11 protein-coding genes are annotated in these 22,880 nt (G+C 38.4%); 7 read left to right on the top strand and 4 right to left on the bottom strand.

The window, feature by feature from the left end:
• Positions 1 to 531: 531 nt before the first annotated feature.
• From istA to L0M14_RS00390, 7 genes are all read left to right on the top strand, one after another.
• A complete protein-coding gene (istA, locus tag L0M14_RS00420) occupies positions 532 to 1,986 on the top strand; it encodes an IS21 family transposase (protein WP_235120164.1) in 1,455 nt (484 codons plus the stop codon).
• Between the two features lie 33 nt (positions 1,987 to 2,019).
• Positions 2,020 to 2,745, top strand: coding sequence for an IS21-like element helper ATPase IstB (istB, locus tag L0M14_RS00415; protein ID WP_235120163.1), 726 nt, complete (start codon positions 2,020 to 2,022; stop codon positions 2,743 to 2,745).
• Between the two features lie 743 nt (positions 2,746 to 3,488).
• Complete coding sequence (locus L0M14_RS00410) at positions 3,489 to 3,686, top strand: hypothetical protein (RefSeq protein ID WP_235120162.1); 198 nt, start codon at positions 3,489 to 3,491, stop codon at positions 3,684 to 3,686.
• Positions 3,687 to 4,059: 373 nt separating this feature from the next.
• The gene (locus L0M14_RS00405; protein WP_235120161.1) at positions 4,060 to 4,761 is read left to right on the top strand and encodes a response regulator transcription factor; all 702 of its coding nucleotides are present in this window, start codon (positions 4,060 to 4,062) and stop codon (positions 4,759 to 4,761) included.
• Entirely contained in the window at positions 4,758 to 5,768 is a 1,011-nt protein-coding gene (locus L0M14_RS00400; protein WP_235120160.1) for a sensor histidine kinase, read from the top strand. The genes L0M14_RS00405 and L0M14_RS00400 overlap by 4 nt, the downstream gene beginning before the upstream one ends.
• Before the next feature lie 191 nt (positions 5,769 to 5,959).
• Positions 5,960 to 6,733, top strand: a complete 774-nt coding sequence (locus tag L0M14_RS00395) for an ABC transporter ATP-binding protein (RefSeq protein WP_235120159.1) — start codon at positions 5,960 to 5,962, stop codon at positions 6,731 to 6,733.
• On the top strand, positions 6,708 to 8,579 hold the full coding sequence (locus L0M14_RS00390) for an ABC transporter permease (RefSeq protein WP_235120158.1): 1,872 nt from the start codon (positions 6,708 to 6,710) through the stop codon (positions 8,577 to 8,579). Before L0M14_RS00395 ends, L0M14_RS00390 begins: the two co-directional genes overlap by 26 nt.
• A 502-nt stretch (positions 8,580 to 9,081) precedes the next feature.
• Here L0M14_RS00390 and L0M14_RS00385 read toward each other — a convergent pair.
• From L0M14_RS00385 to L0M14_RS00370, 4 genes are all read right to left on the bottom strand, one after another.
• Complete coding sequence (locus tag L0M14_RS00385) at positions 9,082 to 10,974, bottom strand: hypothetical protein (protein WP_235120157.1); 1,893 nt, start codon at positions 10,972 to 10,974, stop codon at positions 9,082 to 9,084.
• Between the two features lie 83 nt (positions 10,975 to 11,057).
• A complete protein-coding gene (locus L0M14_RS00380; protein ID WP_235120156.1) occupies positions 11,058 to 12,986 on the bottom strand; it encodes a tetratricopeptide repeat protein in 1,929 nt (642 codons plus the stop codon).
• 441 nt (positions 12,987 to 13,427) lie between these two features.
• The gene (locus tag L0M14_RS00375; protein WP_235120155.1) at positions 13,428 to 15,704 is read right to left on the bottom strand and encodes a hypothetical protein; all 2,277 of its coding nucleotides are present in this window, start codon (positions 15,702 to 15,704) and stop codon (positions 13,428 to 13,430) included.
• 220 nt (positions 15,705 to 15,924) lie between these two features.
• Positions 15,925 to 22,872 carry an ATP-binding protein gene (locus L0M14_RS00370; protein WP_235120154.1) on the bottom strand — a complete coding sequence of 2,316 codons (6,948 nt, stop codon included), beginning with the start codon at positions 22,870 to 22,872 and terminating at the stop codon, positions 15,925 to 15,927.
• Positions 22,873 to 22,880: the final 8 nt, after the last annotated feature.

Genomic DNA, 22,880 nt, shown 5'->3' with positions numbered 1-22,880 from the left:
CTACTTTATTTTCCTAGTCTAACAGTTTATTTTCCAGTCTAAAACTATATTTTCATCGGACAGAGTGACCTGTTTTACACGTATGTCGGCTGTACCCCTTGTAAGTATCGATTAATCGGATTTTATGAACGGATACGCCAAGCGACGTCATCTGATTCGGATAATAACCGGCTCAGCTGACACAACGCAAAGTCTCCCACATTATGAAGCCATCTAGCAATTCTGTCCATTATATCGGCTAAGCATCCATTGCGTTATCCTGCCCAATCGTATTATGAGGTCACCAGATCTTTCTGGTCGACCTCTCTTTGTATTGGTCGCAAGATTGCAGTAGCCGGGGCTCGAACGTTTCTGCCCATGGGACACGGATCCCGCAAGTATTCCGTTACCCCCTGTATATTGCATACTAAAAGTGCCGAATATTGCAGCGTAAACGTGCCTAGCTAAAATGCAAAAAAAGAGACACTTGCCAGCATCCTATTATCCTCCTATCGTTAGGTTTGCGAGAACTGACGAAGGAGACTGGAAGGAATGCTGAAAATGCCTCAACAAGAGTATATCAAATTTTTACGTGAAGCAGAAGGCTGCTCGGTGAATGAGATTGCAAGACAAGTAGGGATTCATTGGAGAACAGCCAAACGGTATGCAGATAAAGATAATTGGAATGAAAACATCAATAAACGAAGAAGCAATAGCCCGGTGATGGGGCCTTTTATGGAAATTGTGGATACGTGGCTGGAGGAGGATCAGTTACTCCCTCGCAAGCAGAGACACACTGGGGTGAGAATCTTTCATCGATTGCAAGCCGAATATGCATTCACGGGTGGACAACGTACGGTATTAGCCTACGTTAAGAGACGAAAGAATGAAATGGTCTTGGAGCGTGCGAAATCTTATGAACGACTAGAACATCCACCAGGAGAAGCACAAGTCGACTTCACCACGATTCAGGTTAGTCGTGATCAGCAATTGCTTACCTACAAACTGCTGGTGGTTTCATTTCCTTCAAGCAATGCAGCATTCCTCTACCCTACACCAGCAGAAAACCAGGAATGCTTCCTAGAAGGTATGAAGCAGTGTTTTACACAAATGGGTGGTGTTCCTCGTCGGGTCTGGTTCGACAACCTATCCGCTGCAGTAGTTCACATCGAAAAACATGGAGAACGACAGTTGACGGAAGGCTTTCAAAGATTCTGTGCTCACTACCGGATGGAAGCAGTATTCTGTAATCCATACAGCGGCCACGAAAAAGGGCATGTCGAAAGCAAATGTGGCTATGCCAAGCGAAATTGGGCTGTACCTATTCCCATCTATGAAAGCCATGAGCAGTTGGCCGCCTACTTTGCCGAGCAGGCGCAGCAGGACCGTGAGCGTCCACACTACGCCAAGAAAGAGCGTATCGCTAGTCTATGGGAAGAGGACCGTCGTCATCTGCTAACGCTGCCTGAAGTGACTTTTGAGTCCTACCGAATGAGTGCAGCAGTGGTCAACAAGTACGGGGAAATCCGAATTGAGAACACCTCCTTCCCGTTAGTCGGCTTGGTTTCACCTGGCAGTGAAGTACTCATTCAGACCTTCTGGGATCGGCATGTTATCCTGACACAAGGACAGCAGACAGTACGAGAAGTACCACGACCGTACACCGGCAGAACAGCGGATGTTCCATGGGTACAGGTATTCACCAACCTGCTGCGCAAGCCCCGAAGCGTCAACCATTCGCAATTCGTCCGGATGCTGCCAGAAGCGGTTCAACAGTATGTTCGCATAACAGATTTGATGTTGCGCAAAGAGCGATTGCAGGCGCTAGCCCATTGGTCAGGTGTTTACCCGATCACACAGATTGGACAAACGCTGCAGGAGACACATAACGAGGCCACGATTGCTCAGGTAACAGCTGCGCTTGGATTAAAGCAAATGAACCGGGATATTCCAGCAGCATGGGTTGAAACGCTATCTCCGCCTGGTACGCAGGAAGCGATTCTCTAGGGCGTTATGATCGCCTAATGGGGGTGAGCTGAGGTGAGAAATGATCTGACAGAACTATGCCGGCAGCTCCGCCTGGCTCATGTGGTAGAATATGTCGTTCAACAGCAAGACGAACGCACACAGGAATTAGTGGAACAGCTGTTATTGGCCGAGAGAGAAGGCAGACGACGGGCAAAACTAGGGAAACTTGTCCAACAGGCAGGCTTCCCCCATTTGAAGACCTTTGAGGGGTATGTGAAAGACCATATTACGTTTCCTGCTGGTTGTACGCTCGACATATTGTTGGATATGACATGGTTAGAAAGACGAGAAAACTTGCTGTTGATGGGTGCGGTCGGAACAGGTAAAACCCATATGGCCACTGCTCTGGGGGTGGAGGCTTGCAGGCGAGGGCATGCGGTACAATTCTCTCGAGCTTCAGACCTTGTGGCGATCCTGCAAGAGAAGTTCGCAGCAGGCACGCTGAGTCGCTTTCGAGAGAAGCTAAGGAAAATGGATCTAATTATCTTGGACGAGGTAGGTTATGTCCCTTTTAGCCAAACGGGGTCGGAGCTACTGTTTAACGTCATTGCCGATTGTTATGAACAGCAGAGCGTGATCGTGACCTCCAATTTAGAATTCGGTCAATGGACCTCGATATTTGGGGACACGAAGCTCACCTCTGCGCTTGTTGATCGCCTGGTACACCACGCGCATATCCTGTCTTTTGGTGGTGAGAGTTTCCGATTCAAACAAGCTATGGAGCGAATTCCGCAGTAAGTTTTAACTGGCAGGTGTCCTAGGCATTTTTCGCAGCAAAACTAGGCACTTTTCACTTGCAAAAAACAACCCCCCTATGTGTTAAACCATGTTTAGGCTGTTTGGGACATTGATTCCCGTAGCACATGTGATAGAGTGGACAACAATAATTTTTAGGAGCTGCCGGCGAATTTACTCTGGGAGTAATAAAATGAATTCGGTCATTGGTGTGGATATTTCTAAGTGAGAGAACCATGCATAAGCTTTTTAAAATCGGGGATTACCGTACGAAAAGGTCTTTAAGTCCAAGCATGATCTTGAGGGCTTAACGCCCTTTCTTGTCTATATCAGAGATAAGGAATCCGCCATATTTCTATATTCATTGCACTAAAATCAGCTCCAGATAGCATTCCGGTTTCTTTGGCTATAGTTAAGAGGGAAGATTGTCTAAGTAAAAAACAAAGGTTGCTCTGAGCCTCAGCTCAGAACAACCTTGCACTTACTGGTTCACGATTTTGTTACCACCAGACATTAATATTTGCTTATTTGCATGTTAGTGAAAAATAAAGTTGGGAACTAGATCTTCAAGTGTGACCTATGTTTTTAAATCGCAAATATAAGTACGTTTTAATAATAAGTTGGGAACTGGTTTTCACCGGTTCTTTTTTTATTGAAAAATAAAGTTGGAAACTGAAACGACTAATATCAACTTTAGAGGGAAATAAGGTGGTTTCCGGAAAACTTTAAAAAAGGGGGTGATTGTCATGTCGGATACTAACCAACAACAAAAATGCAAACATGAATGGATTATAGACATCATTTATGATGACCAATCATTTGATCGCCATTGTTCGAAATGTTTTCATCAACAATATGTAATTGCAATTCTAAAAGAGGGTGAAATGGAAGAAATAATGGCTAGATTAAAATCACTTAGATTGGGGAAAAATCGTCATAGATAAACATATAAAAGTAAAAATTCTAGTAAAAATCTATCGAGATTCAAAAGCCGCTTCATAGTTTTATTTAATGCTACATGTTCCCCCACGAATTCACAAAACTTCCAACCGGGACACAAAGTCCATCATTTTCCAATGGGATTACCTCATTAGTCATCATTGGAGAATTAAAGATAAGATATTCAACATAAATTAAAAATAGCGAACAAAAGTTTAATTTTAACAACAATAGAATCAGAGCGTTATAATAGTCTTAAAGAAATGAGCAAGCATTTAGTCCTATATTGCTCTGTTCTTCGGCAAGCATTACAAGGAGTATATAATTAATTTGTAAATCACAAAATATTACAGTGATTAGTAAAAAGGGGTAAAATTGATGGAAAGTATTATGATTGTAGAAGATAATCAAGATCTACAAAAACTCTTAACAGAGCATATGCAAAAATTCGGTTATACTGTTATCGCACCTCAACACTTCGATAATATTTTAGAATTGTTTTTAAAAACAGACCCTCATTTGGTCTTATTAGATATTAATTTGCCTTCCTATGACGGCTATTATTGGTGCAGGAAAATTCGTAAACATTCCACGTGCCCAATTATATTTATATCCGCACGCGAAGGAACGATGGACCAAATCATGGCTCTTGAAAACGGTGGGGATGACTATATAACCAAGCCTTTTTCCTATGATATGGTTATCGCAAAAGTAAAGAGTCATTTACGAAGAGCATACGGAGAATATGCTGCTATCCAGGGTGAAAGGACCATTAATTTTCATGGATTAATATTTTTACCCGAAAGAATGGAGCTTAAATTTCGTTCGCAGACCATCGAGGTTTCAAAGAAAGAAGCTTATTTGCTTGAGGTTCTTTTGGAGCGTGGGGATAAAATTACAAGCCGAGATCGTTTGATGGAAAAAATGTGGGATACAGATCTATATGTTGATGAAAATACATTAAATGTATATATTACCAGGGTTAGAAAACGGCTTTCTAATCTAGGAATTCAAGATGCTATTGAAACGATTCGAGGTGCAGGTTATAAAATGAAGCAAACGTGGGAGGATATCGAATGAAATTGTTCGTACACTCTCATTTATCTCTTATATTTCTTACTTTTGTACAAGGCATATTTGTTTTTGGGTACTACTGGTTCTTAGGATTTCAATCATTGGATCATTTATTTTATGTTTTTTCTATTCAAATCCTAACAACCTGTTCATTTATTGCTTATCGATGGATACAAGATAAGAAAATATATGATTGGCTGTTACAAAACAATTCGAATGAAGAGTTTTCCGTACCTCATTTTGGAAATAGTCAATTCGCAGAAGCCCTTAGCGAAAAGCAAACCGTGCAGACGCAAATGCTCATAAATAAATTTCAACAAGTTCAAACTGATTTAAATGAAAGAGTAACGTTTATCAATCAATGGGTTCATCAAATGAAAACCCCTTTAAGCGTTATTCATTTAATGATTCAGGAAAATGACGACCTCATATTTCAAAACATTCGAAAAGAGCTGTATCGATTAGAAGTTGGATTACAAACCGTTCTTTACTCATCGAGGCTGTCGATGTTCGAGAAAGACTATACAATTGAAAAAGTCCTGCTCCAAAATTTTATTAGCGAAATCATCAAAGAAAACAAAAGATTGTTTATTCAATACCAAATTACTCCTCTAAAACTGTTTCCGGAACAAGGGATATTTGTTTTTAGCGATAAAAAATGGCTCCAGTTTGCGATCGGTCAAATTATCTCGAATGCACTGAAATATTCAAATCAGAAAAGTAAATTGAATTTCAAAATTGAAAGCTTCGAAGAGCACATTGTGTTAGAGATACAAGATTTCGGAATTGGAATTCCGCCGGAGGATCTAAAAAGAGTGTTCGAAAAGTATTTCACAGGCGTTAATGGTAGGTTAAATCATGAGTCAACTGGGTTAGGACTTTATTTAGTGAAAGAAATAATGAATAAACTTCAACATGAAATAACCTTGGAGTCGAATGCTGGAAGCGGCACAATCTTCAAAATATATTTTACGAAATTTACCCTTGCGAATATCGAACATTCAAATGGGTAATATTAGAAAGCATTGCCTAAAGTATAAATAAGGCAACGCTTTTTTTATTATCTTACTAAAGTGTAAGTTATAAATTAAAAGGTTTTTTCTCAATCTTACAAAAATGTAATTGTGGTTTAAGGTAATTCAATTCTTCTCTAATTCATTTTCTTATACAATCAAGTTGTTAACAATTGAAGGAGGGCAATCTAATGGCAGATCTATTGCGGGTAAAGCATATCAATAAAAAATATGATGGAAAGGCACCTTTTCAAGCCTTGACCAATATTTCCTTTAATGTTGAAAAAGGTGAATTTATTGGAATCATGGGTCCATCTGGATCTGGAAAAACGACGTTATTGAATTTAATATCCACCATCGATAAACCGACATCCGGGGAAATCCTTATAAATGAGCAAAACCCTCATCAATTAAAGAAAGGAAGGCTGGCTCAATTCCGCAGAAGAGAACTTGGATTTGTATTTCAAGATTTTAATTTATTAGACACGTTAACGTTGGAAGAAAACATTATCTTGCCGCTTACCTTAGAGAATATTAAATCAGCAACCATTGATGAAAACTTGCGAAGCATTGCTGAAAAATTAGGGATCCAATCGATATTAAACAAACGAACTTACGAAGTTTCTGGCGGGCAAAAACAAAGGACGGCAATCGCTAGAGCTATTATTCATCGCCCCTCGCTTCTTTTAGCTGATGAGCCGACAGGAAACTTAGATTCCAAGTCATCGAAGGATGTAATGGGAGCCATGCAAGCCATTAATGAAATCGACCAAACCACTATGTTGATGGTTACGCACGATCCCTTTGCAGCAAGCTATTGCCATCGTATCGTATTCATTAAGGACGGAGAACTATACAATGAAATTCATCGCGGCTCTAATCAGCAGGTATTTTTTCAGCAAATCATGGATGCCTTATCGATGTTAGGAGGAGATATGAATGACCTTTCCTCAGTTCGCTTATAAAAATGTGCTTCGGAATCTGCGGTCATACTTAGCGTTTTATTTAAGCAGTTCATTTGCAGTCATGATATTCTACATGTTCGCCATGTTTATTTTCCATCCCGCTTTAAAAAATGGTTATATAAATACCTTTGCCAAAAAGGGAATGGTATTTGCTGAATGGATTATATTTATTTTTTCAATTTTATTCATTTTGTACTCCGTTAGTGCATTTTTAAAAACTCGAAGCAAGGAATTCGGGATTTTGACCATTTTAGGTATATCACCTATGAAATTTCGCTGGTTAATCACGTTAGAAAATATGATTATCGGGATTGCCTCGATTCTCACTGGGATCGTTGGAGGCACAGTCCTCGCCAAAATGTTTTTTACAGCAGGAACGTATATCGTGGAAATGGAGCCGCTACCGCTATATGTTCCGTGGAAAGCAATTATTGTTACAGCAGTCGTATTTTTTCTTTTGTTTATGATTATCTCACAATTCACTTTATTTACTATTTATAAAAAAAACACGCTTGCTTTGTTAAAGGGAACGCAAAAGCCCAAAAAAGAACCTAAACCATCTCTGTTTTTCACAGTTCTTGGCACTTTATTCTTAGTGACGGGATTTGGAATGGCATTGACTGCGGAAATTGATACAAAGAATCTTGTCGTTATTTTGATATCCACAGTATTCGGGACATACTTCTTTTACAGTCAATTGAGTGTATGGATGCTTAAGCTATTGAAACGAAGTAAAACCTTTTACCGAAAAGGAATGAATCTCCTTTGGGTTTCCGACTTAATGTATCGTGTCAGAGATAATGCACGCTTGTTTTTTATCGTAAGTATTGTTTTAGCTGTTACTTTTACCGCTATCGGCACGCTTGCAACGGTTAAATCATCGTTTTCTCAACAAGAATCGCTTTACGAAATGGAGTATCTCTCCTATTCTATTAATCAAGAGGAACAACAACAAGTCCAATTCATCGAAAAGCAGTTTGCTTCGCAAAACATTGATTACACTGAAGACAAATTTGAAGCGATTCAATCTAAATACAAACAAGGGGATCACAGTTCTATTCTCATTGTTATTTCTGAGATAAGCTTGCCTAAACAAATTTTAGAGCGGGTGACCGTGACACTTGCAGACCAAGAAGGGATTCTCTTTGGACAAATAAATACCCAAAAGGTTCATCCCGAACTTCAGCTGTTCGACCAACAAAGTCAAGTTTCGATTGATTTGCGGGTACATTCTTATGAAAAACCGATCCTTTCTTCCTCAGACGTACTGATTGTAAACGAGAATACTTTTAAACAATTACACCAACATTTTAAACAAGTTTCCTTCATTGGTTTTAATTTCGAGAATTGGAAAGAAAGCCTCGATATCAGTAGAAATATTGAAAGTCATATCGTTGGAAAAACTTACAATCCAGATGCAAACTATGTGTCAAAAGCGATTCATTATTTTATAACTGTTCAAATGCCAAGTTTAAGTTTATTTATTGGTCTGTTTATAGCGATTGTCTTTTTCATTGCCTCTGGTAGTTTCTTATACTTCCGTCTATTCACGGATTTATATGAGGAACGGGAAAAATACAAATCGCTCGCAAAAATAGGTCTAAGCGAAGCAGAAATGGCGAAAAGTGCATCCATACAAATGGCAATCCTTTTCTTTCTGCCATTTGTACTTGCCGTTGTTGATACAGGATTTGCCTTGCATATATTACAGCGGGAAGGCGGTTATATTAACGTAGTTCCATCAGGAGTTCTAACGATTATTGGATTCTTCCTCCTACAACTGTTGTACTTTATTATGATCCGGTTCGGTTATATAAAGAATTTAAAAGCTTTTATATACCGATAATAAAAATAACTGACAGAGAGCAGAAAGTAACGCCTTCCCGATGTCTTAAAAAAAATCTAATCAAGGATGAAAAAGGCTGCCACAATGGCGGTCTTTTTTCAGTTTACATTGTCTTTATTTTCTCTTGACAAGTATATAAAAAACACAGGACTTCCCAACGAGCACATTATATAAAGAGATTAAAAAAGAGGTGCCCTGTTAATTGGCACCTCTTTCAGTTCCCGACTTTAATTTTTAGTTCCCATCTTTATTTTCTGGTTCCCGATTTTATTTTTCAGTTCCCAACATTATTTTCTTTGAACATTTGCTGTCAGGTGATAAAAAAGTCTGGAACCCATTTTGTTGATTTTATTGGGTTTGCCGCGGCACGTGATAAACATGAAAAATAAAGAGTCTGGAACCACTAGATATTACCATGTAAAGAAAGTGGGAAACCATTCGATGATCGAGGCGTAAGCCCTACTTTAGAACAGGTTTTTTCATTCTCCTAAGAATAAGAGATCTAAGGTTGTGGGCCCCAGTATTCTAGCCCCGCCCAGAATACCGGGCTTTTCCATTTTTCAATTTTCTGTAATTCACGCTGGCTCTTCATTAGGGAATCAGCAATACCCACTACTTCCTTTTTCGTAATATCATTGATTATGATATCTAGTATTTCAAATGTTGCTTGAGCATTAACATCCCATCGGCACAACACTAAACCAGAAAAATTATATGATAAAATATTGTTAAGAACGCCAGTGCTTGATTCAATTTGTTCCTCATAATTTGAGCCTGCACTACAAGATATTAATACAAGATTATCTGTAAACCCCTCCAACTTTTCGAAGTCCTCTCCCCAAATTGTATGGGTGTGACCTTGTATACCAACTGCGCCGCTCAACACCCCTGCATTTCTATCCGAAATCCCATGACCAATAACAATAACAGTAGACGGATGTTCCACTCTACAAAGATAAGTAAGCTTATCGATCTCATCCACTTGTCCGGCTAGCTCCAAATGTATTATTTGTGGATTGGTTACCCACGTTTTTATTTTTCTCCTCGCTATTCCGATTGCTTTATCATTCGCAGAGCCTAAGGTTGCAATTACAATTTTTGTCCCCCGATTCTTCGCGATTCTTGGATCAACTACATGTGATAAATCAAGAACGTTACTAACCCCTTTCACTTTGTTCAGCAGCCATTCTCCTTCGTCATTTAATAAGCTTATAGAGAACAAAGGTAGTGATAGATCAGGGGAGATATATAAATTTATATCTGATATCTCTACATTCATAGATGATAAGAAGTTATTCAGAGGTTGCATTAACGGTTTGGACAATTCTTGTGTAATCTTTTTACAAAGTTCCACTTCTCTCTCTGTGTGAAGGTCGGCACCTTGCAGCATGTTTCCTAATCGTTCATTTATTCCCCTGTATTTTATAGTATTCAACATTACGTATTCTATGTTTAAGCTTGTGTTATTCACAATTAATAGGATAATCCCGAACTTTAATACTGCATACTGAACAAAGACACTTCGTTCATCTAGCTTAGTGTGTAACTCCTCAATTCTTGCATCAATATTTGATAATGAGCGGTAATGGGGATGAGACTTTTTTAATTCTTCTAGCAGCTCATTTTGTTGACGAACTAGTTCTTGTTTCTCATTTGAATGTTCTAATAATAGTATTTCATCATTAACGCGATTATAGGCTTTCTCCAGCTCCCTCAGTTCAGGTGTCAATCTTGAGTCACTCACTCGAGTTTCGAGGACTGACCTCGGGTTAATAAAGGAAAATACCTTAATTATTTCCCTGTGAGTTGATTGTTTCTCTTCTTCTGAAAATCCTTCTGTTTTATTTATTATTACAAGTACTTCGAGATAATCAAGTAATACACCTCGGTGGATATCAGAAAAATTTGCGCGCTCTCCTTTATGAAACAGACCGCTTCGCCTAGTATCCATAACCTGGACTGCCTCTTCTAATAGACGACGAGCAAGCCGAAACTTATCTAATGATTCTCCCGCCTTAACGCGAACTAATATTTGTGACCACGACTGCAAGCAACGAGGGAGCAAGTCCCTCCTAGCATACAAATATGGAATCACCATTTCAGAGTAAGTAGTAATTAGTCCAAATGCCTCTGCGGGGCGATTTGTCTCCATGCATGCCATAATATAGTTTGAAAGATCAACTGCCCATTCAGTATCTACTTTCATTGGCAAGCTATTTATTACTGGATTGAGTATTTCGTAAACCTTTTCAAAATCTTTGATTAAAACTGCAGAACGAATCGCAGCATGTTTTGAATCAATCCTATCAGAAAATTTGTCGAATAAATCACGTATTTCTTGAATCTTTGCAGGAGATACAGCAACTCCCTCATCCAAAATAATGCGATAAATCATGTTCATTCCGTCTTCTACGAATGCCCCTATTTCCCCGGTTCTCCTTGCCAATCTCATACCTACAATGATAGAGAAAACCCCTTCTATACTGTTACCGATTCTGAATTGGGTATTTCCCCAAGCAAAGAAGGCAAGCATTCTTGCGATATGATTGAGTGGTTCGGAATCGCTCTCGAGATTTCAAACAAAGTTAATGAGTGATTTAGTGCTTCTTGATCCTTTCCAATTGCCCCCAAAATTAAAGCTGTTTCGTATCTTATCCAGACCTGATTTGCTGTATCGCCAAACATTTCTGAGCAAATCAAACCCCCACTAACAGTCTCAAGAAGTTCTTTGTCATCTCTGCCCTGTGCTAACTCCATACCTTTAAGCTTTCTTAGCAAGCGCAATGATGTGGCAGGATTCACACCCATATCTGGATCGGCTTCTTTATCATTCCTGTCCAAATATGAGTGATTTATCAAATCTTTATCAACTAACTTCCAGTCATCAATTTCATTTATTAGTGCCTTTAATAATCCCTGTTTCCAAGTATTTTTGGTGTACGATTTATCAATATAATTTCCCCATGACAAATAACCTTTTGGGTTTGTTGAAAGAACCTCCATACTCTTTAATAGTTCCAAGACCTTCCTATCCAGCAATCGTTTATCTTCCCGTACGTCATCTTCTTTTAATTTGATTCTCAAAACCTTACAAGCTACGAGATTATCTTCGAGTAACTCGAGCCTACCTTTTGCAGCTTCATATGCAAATCTGCTGCTAATACTGGTGGATACTTCCGACCAGTGCTCAAATGCTTTGTACTGGCTACCATAATTATTCATAAAAAACAAACCTAATCTGTAGTGCGCCTCTTCCTCAAGCTCGGGGAATTCCTGTAGCAGTGCTAATACATAACTAGAAACAACACTCAAATCAGTCGGAGGTTCATCTTGCAGATCCAAGAAACGAGCTAGTAGAAGTTCTGTAGGATTACTATTAAGAGCAAAGATTTCCCTTCTAATCTTTGCAGCTTTTTGATAGTTCCTAATTCTATTGTACCCATTGGAGATTAAATCCAATATCTCAGGACTTTCTTTATCTATTTCACCACATACCTCAAGCCAATGGCGGATTTCATCATCAGCAACTGAATCGATAGACAAAACCGATCGAAGAGTTACTCTTGTTGCCCCATAAACGAACGGGTCTTGTAAAATGAGTTGTCGTCCAACTTCAAGGGATTTTTCTGGCTCATTATTTGCCAGGTACAAATCAGCTAACATTATTTTTTCATTTGACAGTAAAGATTCCCTTTCCATTTCAAATGATGAAATTGCATTTGTTTTCAAACCATGCTTCATATAAGTTATTGCTTTAAATATATTTAATATCCTTTTGGGCAGACGATCCTCGTGGCTTTCAATTGTCTTAATCATATCTTCTAAGTTTTTATTTTGTATATCTTCAAGCATTGTTTTCTGAATCTCAAGTACTACATCGTTTTCTTTATTAGCAAGAGTAATCTGTGCAATATCAACATCATCGTCATCTTCAAGTAATTTGTAAATCGACTCACTGCCGTCTCCCTCAACATAAAGACATATAACCGCTCTTCTTTCATCCAGCTCTTCATGAAGTCTCTTTACAAACTCAGGCAACCATTCCCAGTTAAGTTGATTTTGTTTAAACACTCGAACAAGTTGATCAACAATTTTTCTAACAAACAATCCATCACCATTAAAAGTTCTAATTAACCTTTCCGTCCCATTAATTAAGAGATAGTCATACTCAGAATAATCTTTTAATGAAACAAAGAGGTCATTCACTGACACAGACTTCAAATTTAGAATTTCAACTAAAGGATTGGTAGATACCTTCTTGCCTCCATAGTAATCGACAACCAACAGCTTCTTTTCTTGATCTAAAAGATAGCCGGCTATTCCTTTGATCGCATCTGGACCTATATCGTTAAGTATGATAGTCACCTTATTTTGAAAAACTTGCTCATCAACCGTTGGCTCATTCATGCAACTCGCTCCATAATAATATTTTGGTTTTCCTTAGTTCTTCGTCAAATCCTTATAACCTACTGTTATGCCAAATTTCCAATACACATTATGTATTTGGGGATACTTATACGCCAATACTTCTCACTCCCATTCCGCACCTCCGGCACGTGGTAGCGAACGTTTTTTTTGGGGGGGCAACAAGTCGTTAACGGATGTAGTGATGGTTCAAGGGTAAAACCACCGCTGGAACAGAGTTGATTCAATTAGCCGAGATAAATCGATTCATTCAAACCGAGACTGGTCAACACACGCTTCCCCTCTTTGCTCAAGTGGCGAGTAAATTGTCGGATTCGTATCTCGTCTGGCATGCGAAACACGAGGATCTTCCGGTACTTTAAAGATTCAACAACTATATAATTCCTTCATTTTATGTCCTAAAGAAAGTAGCTTTTGAAGTAGTCACCCTAGAGCAAGGTTATTTTTTTTGTTTATTTTTCTAGATTGTCTTTGCTGCTTTAATTTCTTTTTTCGATTATCTTTATTTGACCTTATCCTTGCAGTATTCTCTTTTATGGCTAATTTTTGTTTCAGAGATTTAAACCTTTTGTTCGCAAGATCTGTCGGGTTACTGGTGAGAGAAAAATCAAGAAACCCAAGTGGTTGATTTGTACTATCAATTAACATTAATGATCTGGAAACAGGTTCTAAACTATCATATATATCTGCAATGGTATGAGGTTTTTGGAGGAATTCTTTGAATTCCAATGGAGTTGGGTATTCCTTTTCCCATAAGGAGTACTCACCTACTTTTTTTCTTGTTTCACCAACCTCAAATTGTTCCACAAGAGGGTTTACAAAGTATTTAGTAAGCGAAGAGACATCTGTAATAATTACATCGTCCTTCTCTTTCGCCGTAAAATTAAAGATATTCAAACAGACGACCTTAATAATCTTAGTTGGGTCAGGAGGATGAACTGGTAAATCGATCGTAGCGACTTCTCTAATTTTATTCCAATCCTTTTGTAAAACTAATGCTCGCCTATTTACCTGCTCAACACCGTAATTAACTTCATGCTCTCTTTGAAAGATTTCTTTAGGTGAATAGGGCCTGCGGAGACATTTCATCTCGATTAGCAGGATCTCTTCTCCAAAAGTCGCAATGAAATCAAATTCTGCCGATCTTCCATCGAAAGCATCATCTATTTTCAACCCACCAACATTTACGTTCAAACTCGAATTAAATGAAAGCGCCATATTAATATAGCGTTCAAATTTTTTTCCTTTATAGGCATCATCTATATTCCAAATACCGAATTGTTGTTCAATCATTCGAGGTATGTTCAACTGTTTGATTAGAGCAGGAACAAGGATTATTTCCTTTTTCCCCATGTAAACTAATGGTTGCGAAAATACATCTGAAAAATCATCTTTATTTGCCTTAGGCTGAAAAGTTAGCATATTGAGTAATTCATTTGCGACTTCATGCTCTACACCAAATATCTCCCTGAAGTTCGAAACAACTAATTCTTTTTCTATTCTCGGGGCGAGATGTCTATAACCCCCGCGGTTATAATCATCAAACTTCTCGTGAGATTTTTCACTATATACGGACCCAAGCGCTTGTAGATAGGAAATAAACAAAAAGTAATTATCAAAACTTATATTTTTATTTATTCCCATAGTTTTTTGAGACCAAAAGTCACCATCAATAAACTCTAAAGATTTAACAGCGCCATTGTTTATCTTCTGATAAAGTTGAACCAATTTCATTAACTTTGCAGTTTCCAAACGAAATAAAGATTGGGGATCGTTGAGATCAATGGATTGTGCAAGATCACTTTCCAAAGGAATCAGGTCATGTATCAGGCTATTATAGAGAACTTCTTTTTTTACAATATCCAGTTGATCCTTATATGTGTACCTGATCATTGCCGCTGATTCAAGTTTTACATATTCTTCGTCCATCGGTTCGTAATACATATACTCTTCATCTTCCGTATTACGCTGCATGGAGTATTCCCACTCTCTATATTTCACCAACTCCCACAGGTGGTTCAGCATTCCTCGATGTAGAGCAAGTAAGCTCATTTTTTCTATGTTTGGAATATCATATGGGGACACATCATTAGCAACTTCTAAATCTTTGTCTAGAACCTTTTTTCCTTTATAAAATAAATAGGAACAAAGTGTATTAAACATTTCGATACCTGCTTCAAGATTAGACTCCATTGATATTTTCCCATTATTGCTACCAATGTCAGCGACATTTCGTGAAAAAAGATCAATATGCTTAGAGCCTTTTATACTCGCTTCATGCTCAATTAGTGCAAGTCTTTGTTGATTTTCTAAAAAAACACATAGCATATGAATAATTGTTGGAATAGGAATTATGAATAGTTCCGTATCCTCCAGTTCTGTTGTATTACTCTTATTGTGTTTATAAATTTCTAAAATGGTTTTTATAGTGCTCATATGCTGAATCGAGAAGTCTATATTATCTCTACCGTTTTGATCTATCTTTTGTCGCACAAGTCCACATGCGGAAATGAATGTCTTAAGCGCTTTATTTTTTTTATCAAAATCTCTTTGGAGTGGCTCGGGTAGACAATCACTTAACAGTATCGGTTTCATCACATTATGGCTATGTTGGAGATATACCTCATAAATGATACCTGCTGCCGTTGTAGCATCCCCATCAGCTAATGATTTTTTTAGAATATCGTAGTCTATAGTCATCGATTACCTCCATTAAATAGAGCCTAGAACAGTTCTGATAATTAATACTATTTTCCGAATCTGAATTCTAAGTTTATTGCCTTATACGGAACTGCTGTTATGCCAAAATTATTAGCCATATTGCAACTCGCCTAATATGGTTACTTTCGATTCAAACCGTAGGCATATCAAATGACATTCCATTCTCAGTTCTACTTACCCAGCGATGAAGGAGTCTTCTTCATATTGGCTGATTGTCCTTTATAGACAACTCTTCCAGCTCTTTATTGTATTCTGAAAGTAACAATTGATTTAATTCAACAAATGCCTCTAGCTTCTTAATTTTTGAAGTTATATTATTTTTTCTTTGGGCTATTTGATTTATTTCCCCGACGTCGTCCCAAATCTCAGAAGCATCATTATATAAGTCGCGGAAAATTACTGAAAGACCATCTTCCTCCTGTACGGCTGATGAATTCTCCAACCACTCAACTGTGTCTTCGTCTGTTGCGGCCAGTGAAGCTTGTTCAAATACATATTTGAGCCATACACGTGCAGCTTCATCAATTCCATTTGCTACATCCAGCCACTTCTGAACTTCCTCCGGGACATTGTCTATTGTTTCCTTTGTATTGTCAAAGAAGAAATGACGGTCGTTTTCAGGATTAAGTCGTGCTAGTGTACGAAGTATTGGCTCATAATTCTCAAATGGCCTTGAGCCACTAGGTAAAGCTGATCTGTGATTCCATAATTTTAATATCGTTTCAAAACAACGTACTTCCGCCTCTTGTTTTTGAATACCTGAACTGTGTTCCGCAATTTCAATTTGCTCAGCAATATAGTTCGCCATCCAACGAGCAAGGGTATCAACACCAGGGTCCAAATTAAGCTCTTTGACTAACGCTTTGCCTAAGTTCATAGTACGTTTCTGTATCTCTGAGTCTTCCATCGGCTGAGAAGATAAATAATTTGCTAAGCGGTGGCTTATACTCATCCGATCCACTCCTCTCATGTATGATTTCTGTCTAAATCTTCTTCTAATTTGAACTTCAATAATTAACTCACTTTGGAATTCAGAACAAAGTCTTTTTAGAAATGAGAGCGATGCTGATAGTCTATTGCCGCGGCACATTTCCTCATCTTCATGACTATCATGAATAGGCGCCCAGATTTCACAAATTATTGATGCTCTACTCTCATCCGCCAAAGTCCATTCCCTCTTCTCATAGTCAGCGGATATCTGCATTTTCTCAGCGATGGAGCTCCCTATTTTATAAGGCGGGTAATCTACTTTAGTAGAATGTGGATCGAACTCATCCAGACGCTTAGATGCTTCTTCTTGATATACCCAACCTTTAAGTTTAAAAGTATCTACATCTATTTCCATTTCATTTTCTTCGTAATCAGGCAACTTAAAATCATGAGGGCTTGAGCATGTACTCAATGCGTGCAAAAGAGCTTGAGCAGTGGCCGATGATACGAGAGAGCTTGCAATATTGAAACTTTCCGATCTTTCACTATCTCCATCCTCCCAAGAACCGACCACGTTTAGCCATAGTTCTCCGTTTCTTTCAGACAATATACCTTCAAGAAAATCATCATTTGATATCTCTTCACGCCAATCTGGATTTCTCATATCAATAATCCAATCCCTTCTATACAAAGGAACAGGATCTCTACGATCGTATAGCCAATAACCATCACTGCGAGTCAATAAGTGTCGGTGTAGCCAATCAATCCACTCATCTTCATACCAATCTGAGCTATGGACAACAGGCATTTTCTCCAGCAGCCTTGAAGCTACAACAAGCATGGCATGATATGATAGATAAAAATTATAATCATCTATTCTTGGGTAACTCCCATGGCTATGATATGTTCCTTGTTGTTCTCTCGACGATCTCCACAAAGAGTGGCGCGGATCATCTTTATATCCACCATCAAGCTGCATTTTCCATTCACTAACAACAACTTCGGTAGCAAGATCCTCCACTTGCTCACTGGAAATTCCGAATACTCTCCCTAATGGTTCAAACCAGTAGCTATCAAAATCGTAGCCATGATGAAAATTCAAACTAGTATCAATCGTCTCGTTAGCATGCCAATAACTATCTCTTGTTTCCCAACGGTCATCTAATTCAACCTTATCAAATTGACTTTTCCCCACTTTTTGAAGTTCGTCAACTACTTCTTTCGAGTAAGTCTCTGGATGAGCCTTCTCGATATTGAGTGTAATATCAGCTGCATATTTTTGAATAAGCATATGAGGAGAAGATTGTACGGCATATTTATAGAAAACATTACTACGATGCAGCAATATGTGCGGATTATCAATTGATACTCGAGCAAGTGAAATTAATAAATATAATCTTGCATGTAAGTTGTAGAACGGAAACTTATTAGCCCCAAATGCATCAACAGTATCCCTTTCCATCCAATCAACCAAAGCATCAATCTCATCCCTGCATTGAGCTTCTGCGAGTCTACGAACACAGTGAACGGCACACCAGCGTGTTGAAGATCTTGGAGAACCTAAAGCGGACCAAACAAAACCTGTAAAAGCACTTTCCATGTGAACCGGCGGCAACAACATTTGAGACCATGGTCCTTCAGCGTACTCAGGATCAATATGTAGTTCGAATCTCGATAATGCGAAGTCAAGTAAATCAGTTGCTTCTTGTGTTGAGATATGTTCGGAAGCTACAGTTACAAAACCAAAAAATGTAGTTGCGTGAACCAAATCTCCGTTGCCTGCTAATCCTTCGATTATTCCTTTTTGAATATAAGGTATATTTTCTGATCCTAAATGTAATCTTCTAGTGAAATAAGAGGTTGTTCCCCTTTCGAGTAAAGCTGAAGCAAACCGTTTGCCCACGAATTGCATTATTTTCGGCCACTCTGTTTTAATACTTACTTTGCGATGCCATTCGTCCGGCATTAACAAAAGCGCATCCTGTATATCATAAATATCCGCTTCATCTACTTGTATAAGCTCATACAAAAACTTCTTCGCTTCATTGTCGGAAATTCGATTGTAGACTTCACGCCACAAGGGCCCTCTATATCGTAGATTCTGAGGAATTTCTTCATAACGCAGAATAGCTTGTCTTAGTCCATTAGATGATACTAAGTCCAAATCATTCAGCAGTTCGTTCCAGTCAATTGTTTTTTCGTCTGACTCTAGACGGAGCGTGGAAGTACTTTCTTGGTTAATAGTATTCTCTTCTCTAACAATAATGTCATCATTATAAGCAATAACTTCATCCAATAGATTACTTTGTAAAGAATACTTGTTAGCCGTTTCTCTAACCCTTTTCCAAACTTCCCCTCCAACTCCATTTATCCTAAGTTCCTTAATTACTGAATCAAAAATATACTTCCGACGATCATCCGAGGTTTCCTTCTCTATACATAGTAATGAAAAGTCCGCTAATTCAAACTCCGCCATAAACGCAGATAGAGACCATGCTACCGATGGTGCAACGTAGCCGCTTCTTACAATTTCTTCGGACAAAGCAATTAATTGACGATTAAATCGACCAATTTCCCGGTCCCGCCATCTGCTTAGTGCAGCGATTCCAGTTACCGGGGACAATCGAATACAAGTCCTAACAGCCTCGTCCCTGTCCCAATACTTTTCGCGAGCAACATTTTCTCCGATAAGCTCTGCACAACGTATATATCTGTAAGCTAAATCGTAAGGTGCAAATTCATCTACTTTTCTTTGGTTAGCTAAGGAAAAAACTGCTTCCCATCTCTCGACGATCTCATCCCCAAATTTCGAAACGGCTTCGATGGCAAAATTGAAGTATTCTGCGGCATCATCACGATTTACATTAATCAATGCTCGTGCAAGATCAATGTAACAATTTGCCCTATCCTCTGGGCCAATGTCTGTAGCAGAACGGATTACGTCATAAGCATTTTGTTCAAAATCGCGCTTCTGTTCAGCTAAGTGGCTTAATCGGAAAGCAGAACGAACTAATTTCAGATGATCAGGAAGAAACATCCTGTTACTTTTTATATAATTTTCATAAAAGGTCTTGACTGACATATGTCCGGAAAATTTGTGAAACATCAAAATGTCACAACATATTCTAGCTATTTCCGTTGGTACACTATCATAGTCTCTATATCGACTCGCTGTTGCTGATCCTGACTTCTTATTCACTTCCGCTACTTCATTATCAAAATCAAGAATATCCCCTGCTAAACATCGTATCCGCAGCATATACCAAGGTAACAAACCGCCAATTACCTCTTTTATTTCTCTTACCTCTTGTTCATCCTTATATTTTGTATTCTGTTGTAAATCCTTTGGAAGCAATTCGTTAATATCGAATTCGAGATCTGAAAGTAATACTTTTTTTAATGCCTGGGCACGCATAAAAATTGCACGATCTTTATTATCGTAATCGCTTGTAATAGACCGTAAAGCATTTTGAGGGAAATAATGATTTAGAACCCTGATGATTTTCTCCTTCGGTAACTTGTTTGCTGCGCAAGATTCAAGAAAACAGATAAGAGATTGAAGTGTAGTGTCTTGAAAGGTGTCTTGTATTTTTGAAATTCTCGCTCGCTTTGCAGTTAGTAAATCAAGGCAAGTGCAGAGAACATCCGAATTAGGAATATACCCGATATCTAAGGATTCATGTGCGAAAGCAATTATTAAATACTGATTACGTTTACCTAGTTTTGCAAACTGTGTTGCAGCAGATAATTCCCCTAGGTCCATAAGCCGTTTAAACAGCTGCCTAGAAATATGATAGATTACTTTCTCCGGGTGCCAACTAATAAGGAATTTGAAGGCCTTCTCTATCCCATATAAATTAAGATGTGTGTATACAAGTTCCATAATTTCTTCATTTTTTAGTTGTTCATGATGAAATGGAATATCTTCTTCTTTTTTCTTATCTCTATCCTGGAAGTATAGACTTAACCAGTTCTCAGCAGCCCTAAGAAAGCTTCTGGCTTCCCCTCTAAAATTCTTGACTGTTGATAACAATGCTGCTGAGTAAACATTCTCTGATCCTCTCCAAGAACCACTAAACAAACGACGAAAAGCAAACTCCTGTACACGTTGTTCATCTTGTAAAGGCGCAATCAGATCAATATTTCTTGCAAGAAGTTCGAACTGTCGTTTATCACCAGCTACTTCTTCACCAGCTCGTAAAGCTAATTTTATTGCCTCAACAAAGCTTTTTTGCTTCAACGAAGCCTTAAATGCAAATTGAAGACGAAATACTCGAACATTTCGCTCATCAATGGGATTATCGGGGAGATAATTATCGGATAAAGCTAATTCAACAAGATCGGTGTTCTTCCCTGCTTGTAATAACAGAGCAGGCATAGCAGAAGCGACATATGAATACTCGTTAGCTAATGGTTTGATTTGTTCAATAAAAAACTCTATTTGTTCCTTCGATGCTGCATAAGTTTCCCTAAACCAAGTTTCCGTAGGCTCATCTCTAAACTGAACTGAGGAGTCAGAAAGCCATAAGGGACGTCCTATATCTGCAACAAAACTTCTTATAGCAGACTCCTCAACATCAGCTGCCCTAGATAGTATCTTTAATGGAATAAAGGGAGGTAATGTAGCAAGGCCTACACAGATAGAGTCGATTTGTTTTCTGTAATCATCATGAAGTTTATCTCTTATTGAATCAATTGCTGACATTAATTGTCCTTCTATTTGTTCATCGACAGTGGTTCCAATACTACCAAGCCTGGAGAATACTTCAGCAATCGTACTACCATTTAAACTTAAAACATTTGACTGTACACGTGGATTGCCACTAGTAAGCCTATAAAATTCTAATCCGTCCTCTTTAGACGCTTGCGGATAATAAGACCTTAAATAATCAAAAGACTCTTTCTCCGAAAATGGCTTCAACTCAAGTTGTTTGATGTTACTAGGCGGCTGGAGTAAATGTATACGCTCGGTTCTACAAAGGGCAACTATTTTAGCACCTTCGATTATACGTTCACGGAGAAGTTCATGAGCAAAGCAATTATCATTGAACTCCGCCGCGGCCATTTCAGCATTATCGGCTGCATCTATTAGAATCACTAGGACTGCATTGCTATTTGATTTCTTCATAGCAATAACTGCTGTTTCAATTCTGTCGAGGAACTTTCTTAATATATCTGTTTCAGATGCGCCGGAATTCACTATTAGTGGATCGCAAAGGCCTTGTACAGCCAATTCATTAACAATCTGAACAAATGCTTGGCGATGGTGATGCCTCACTTCGCTCCGATTACGATAACGTCCACCACCAAAGCAATCATATACAACGCCGAAAGATCCAACAGGTAATGATTTGGCTATTTGGCGAGCAAAAACCGTTTTTCCTACTCCTCCAGGAGCATGTATGATCAACGGAGCTGCTAATTCTAAAATGGTTTTCAACAAGTCATTATGCTGCTCTCTATGCACAAGAGTCTCCAGTTTTTCAAACTCAGGTGGAGCAGGAAAGAGATCACGTTCAGACGTAACTTTAAATTTCTCAAGTATTTCTTCACGAACAATTACACCATTGGAATCAGGTAAAGCCTTGTCGCGAACTAGTCCAGTAATGCTTTCTATTTCAGGGTTATCGATACTTCCGGCAACCAACTGAGATATTTCTACATGAAGCCTATACTTCTGTGCATTATAGTCTCCTTCGCCGTCTGCGAATTTTATACAAGCACAAAACTTTTTTAAATCTTCATCAAATAGCTGTGTATACTTTGAAAGCGTATTTCTATACTGTGAATTAATTTGCTCATCTGCAGATAATTTCTCTATGCTGTCTTTAAGGTTTTGATTAATTGGCCGATTGGTGACAATAGTAAAATTCATTTCACCTTTTGCAGTTGTTGTTTCACTAATAAGTTCTTTATATCTTGCTGAAAAACCCTCAAATGTTTCTTTAAGATCGCTAAGGTTAAATGGATTATTTTTATGCACAGTAGTGTGCTTCAACTGATAATAGGCGACATCCTGATATCCTTGAATTAAGGAATCCAAATACTCAGCTACATCAATTACGTATTCTCCAGCCAGCTTACTTTCCCTAGATCCCTCGATTACGATAGATTTAATTCGAGATTTAGGGTGTATTAAACGCAGGCAACGCCGAGCAGCCCACCGATAGTGAAAAATGTCGCCGGCTCTTGAATATCTAACAAGTTCGTTTTCCAAAGTACCCA

This window comes from Paenibacillus hexagrammi, assembly GCF_021513275.1.
In the GTDB taxonomy this organism is placed as follows: Bacteria; Bacillota; Bacilli; order Paenibacillales; family NBRC-103111; genus Paenibacillus_E; species Paenibacillus_E hexagrammi.
The sequence above is the reverse complement of the archived record's forward strand: the minus strand, read 5'-3'. Positions and strand labels throughout refer to the sequence as shown.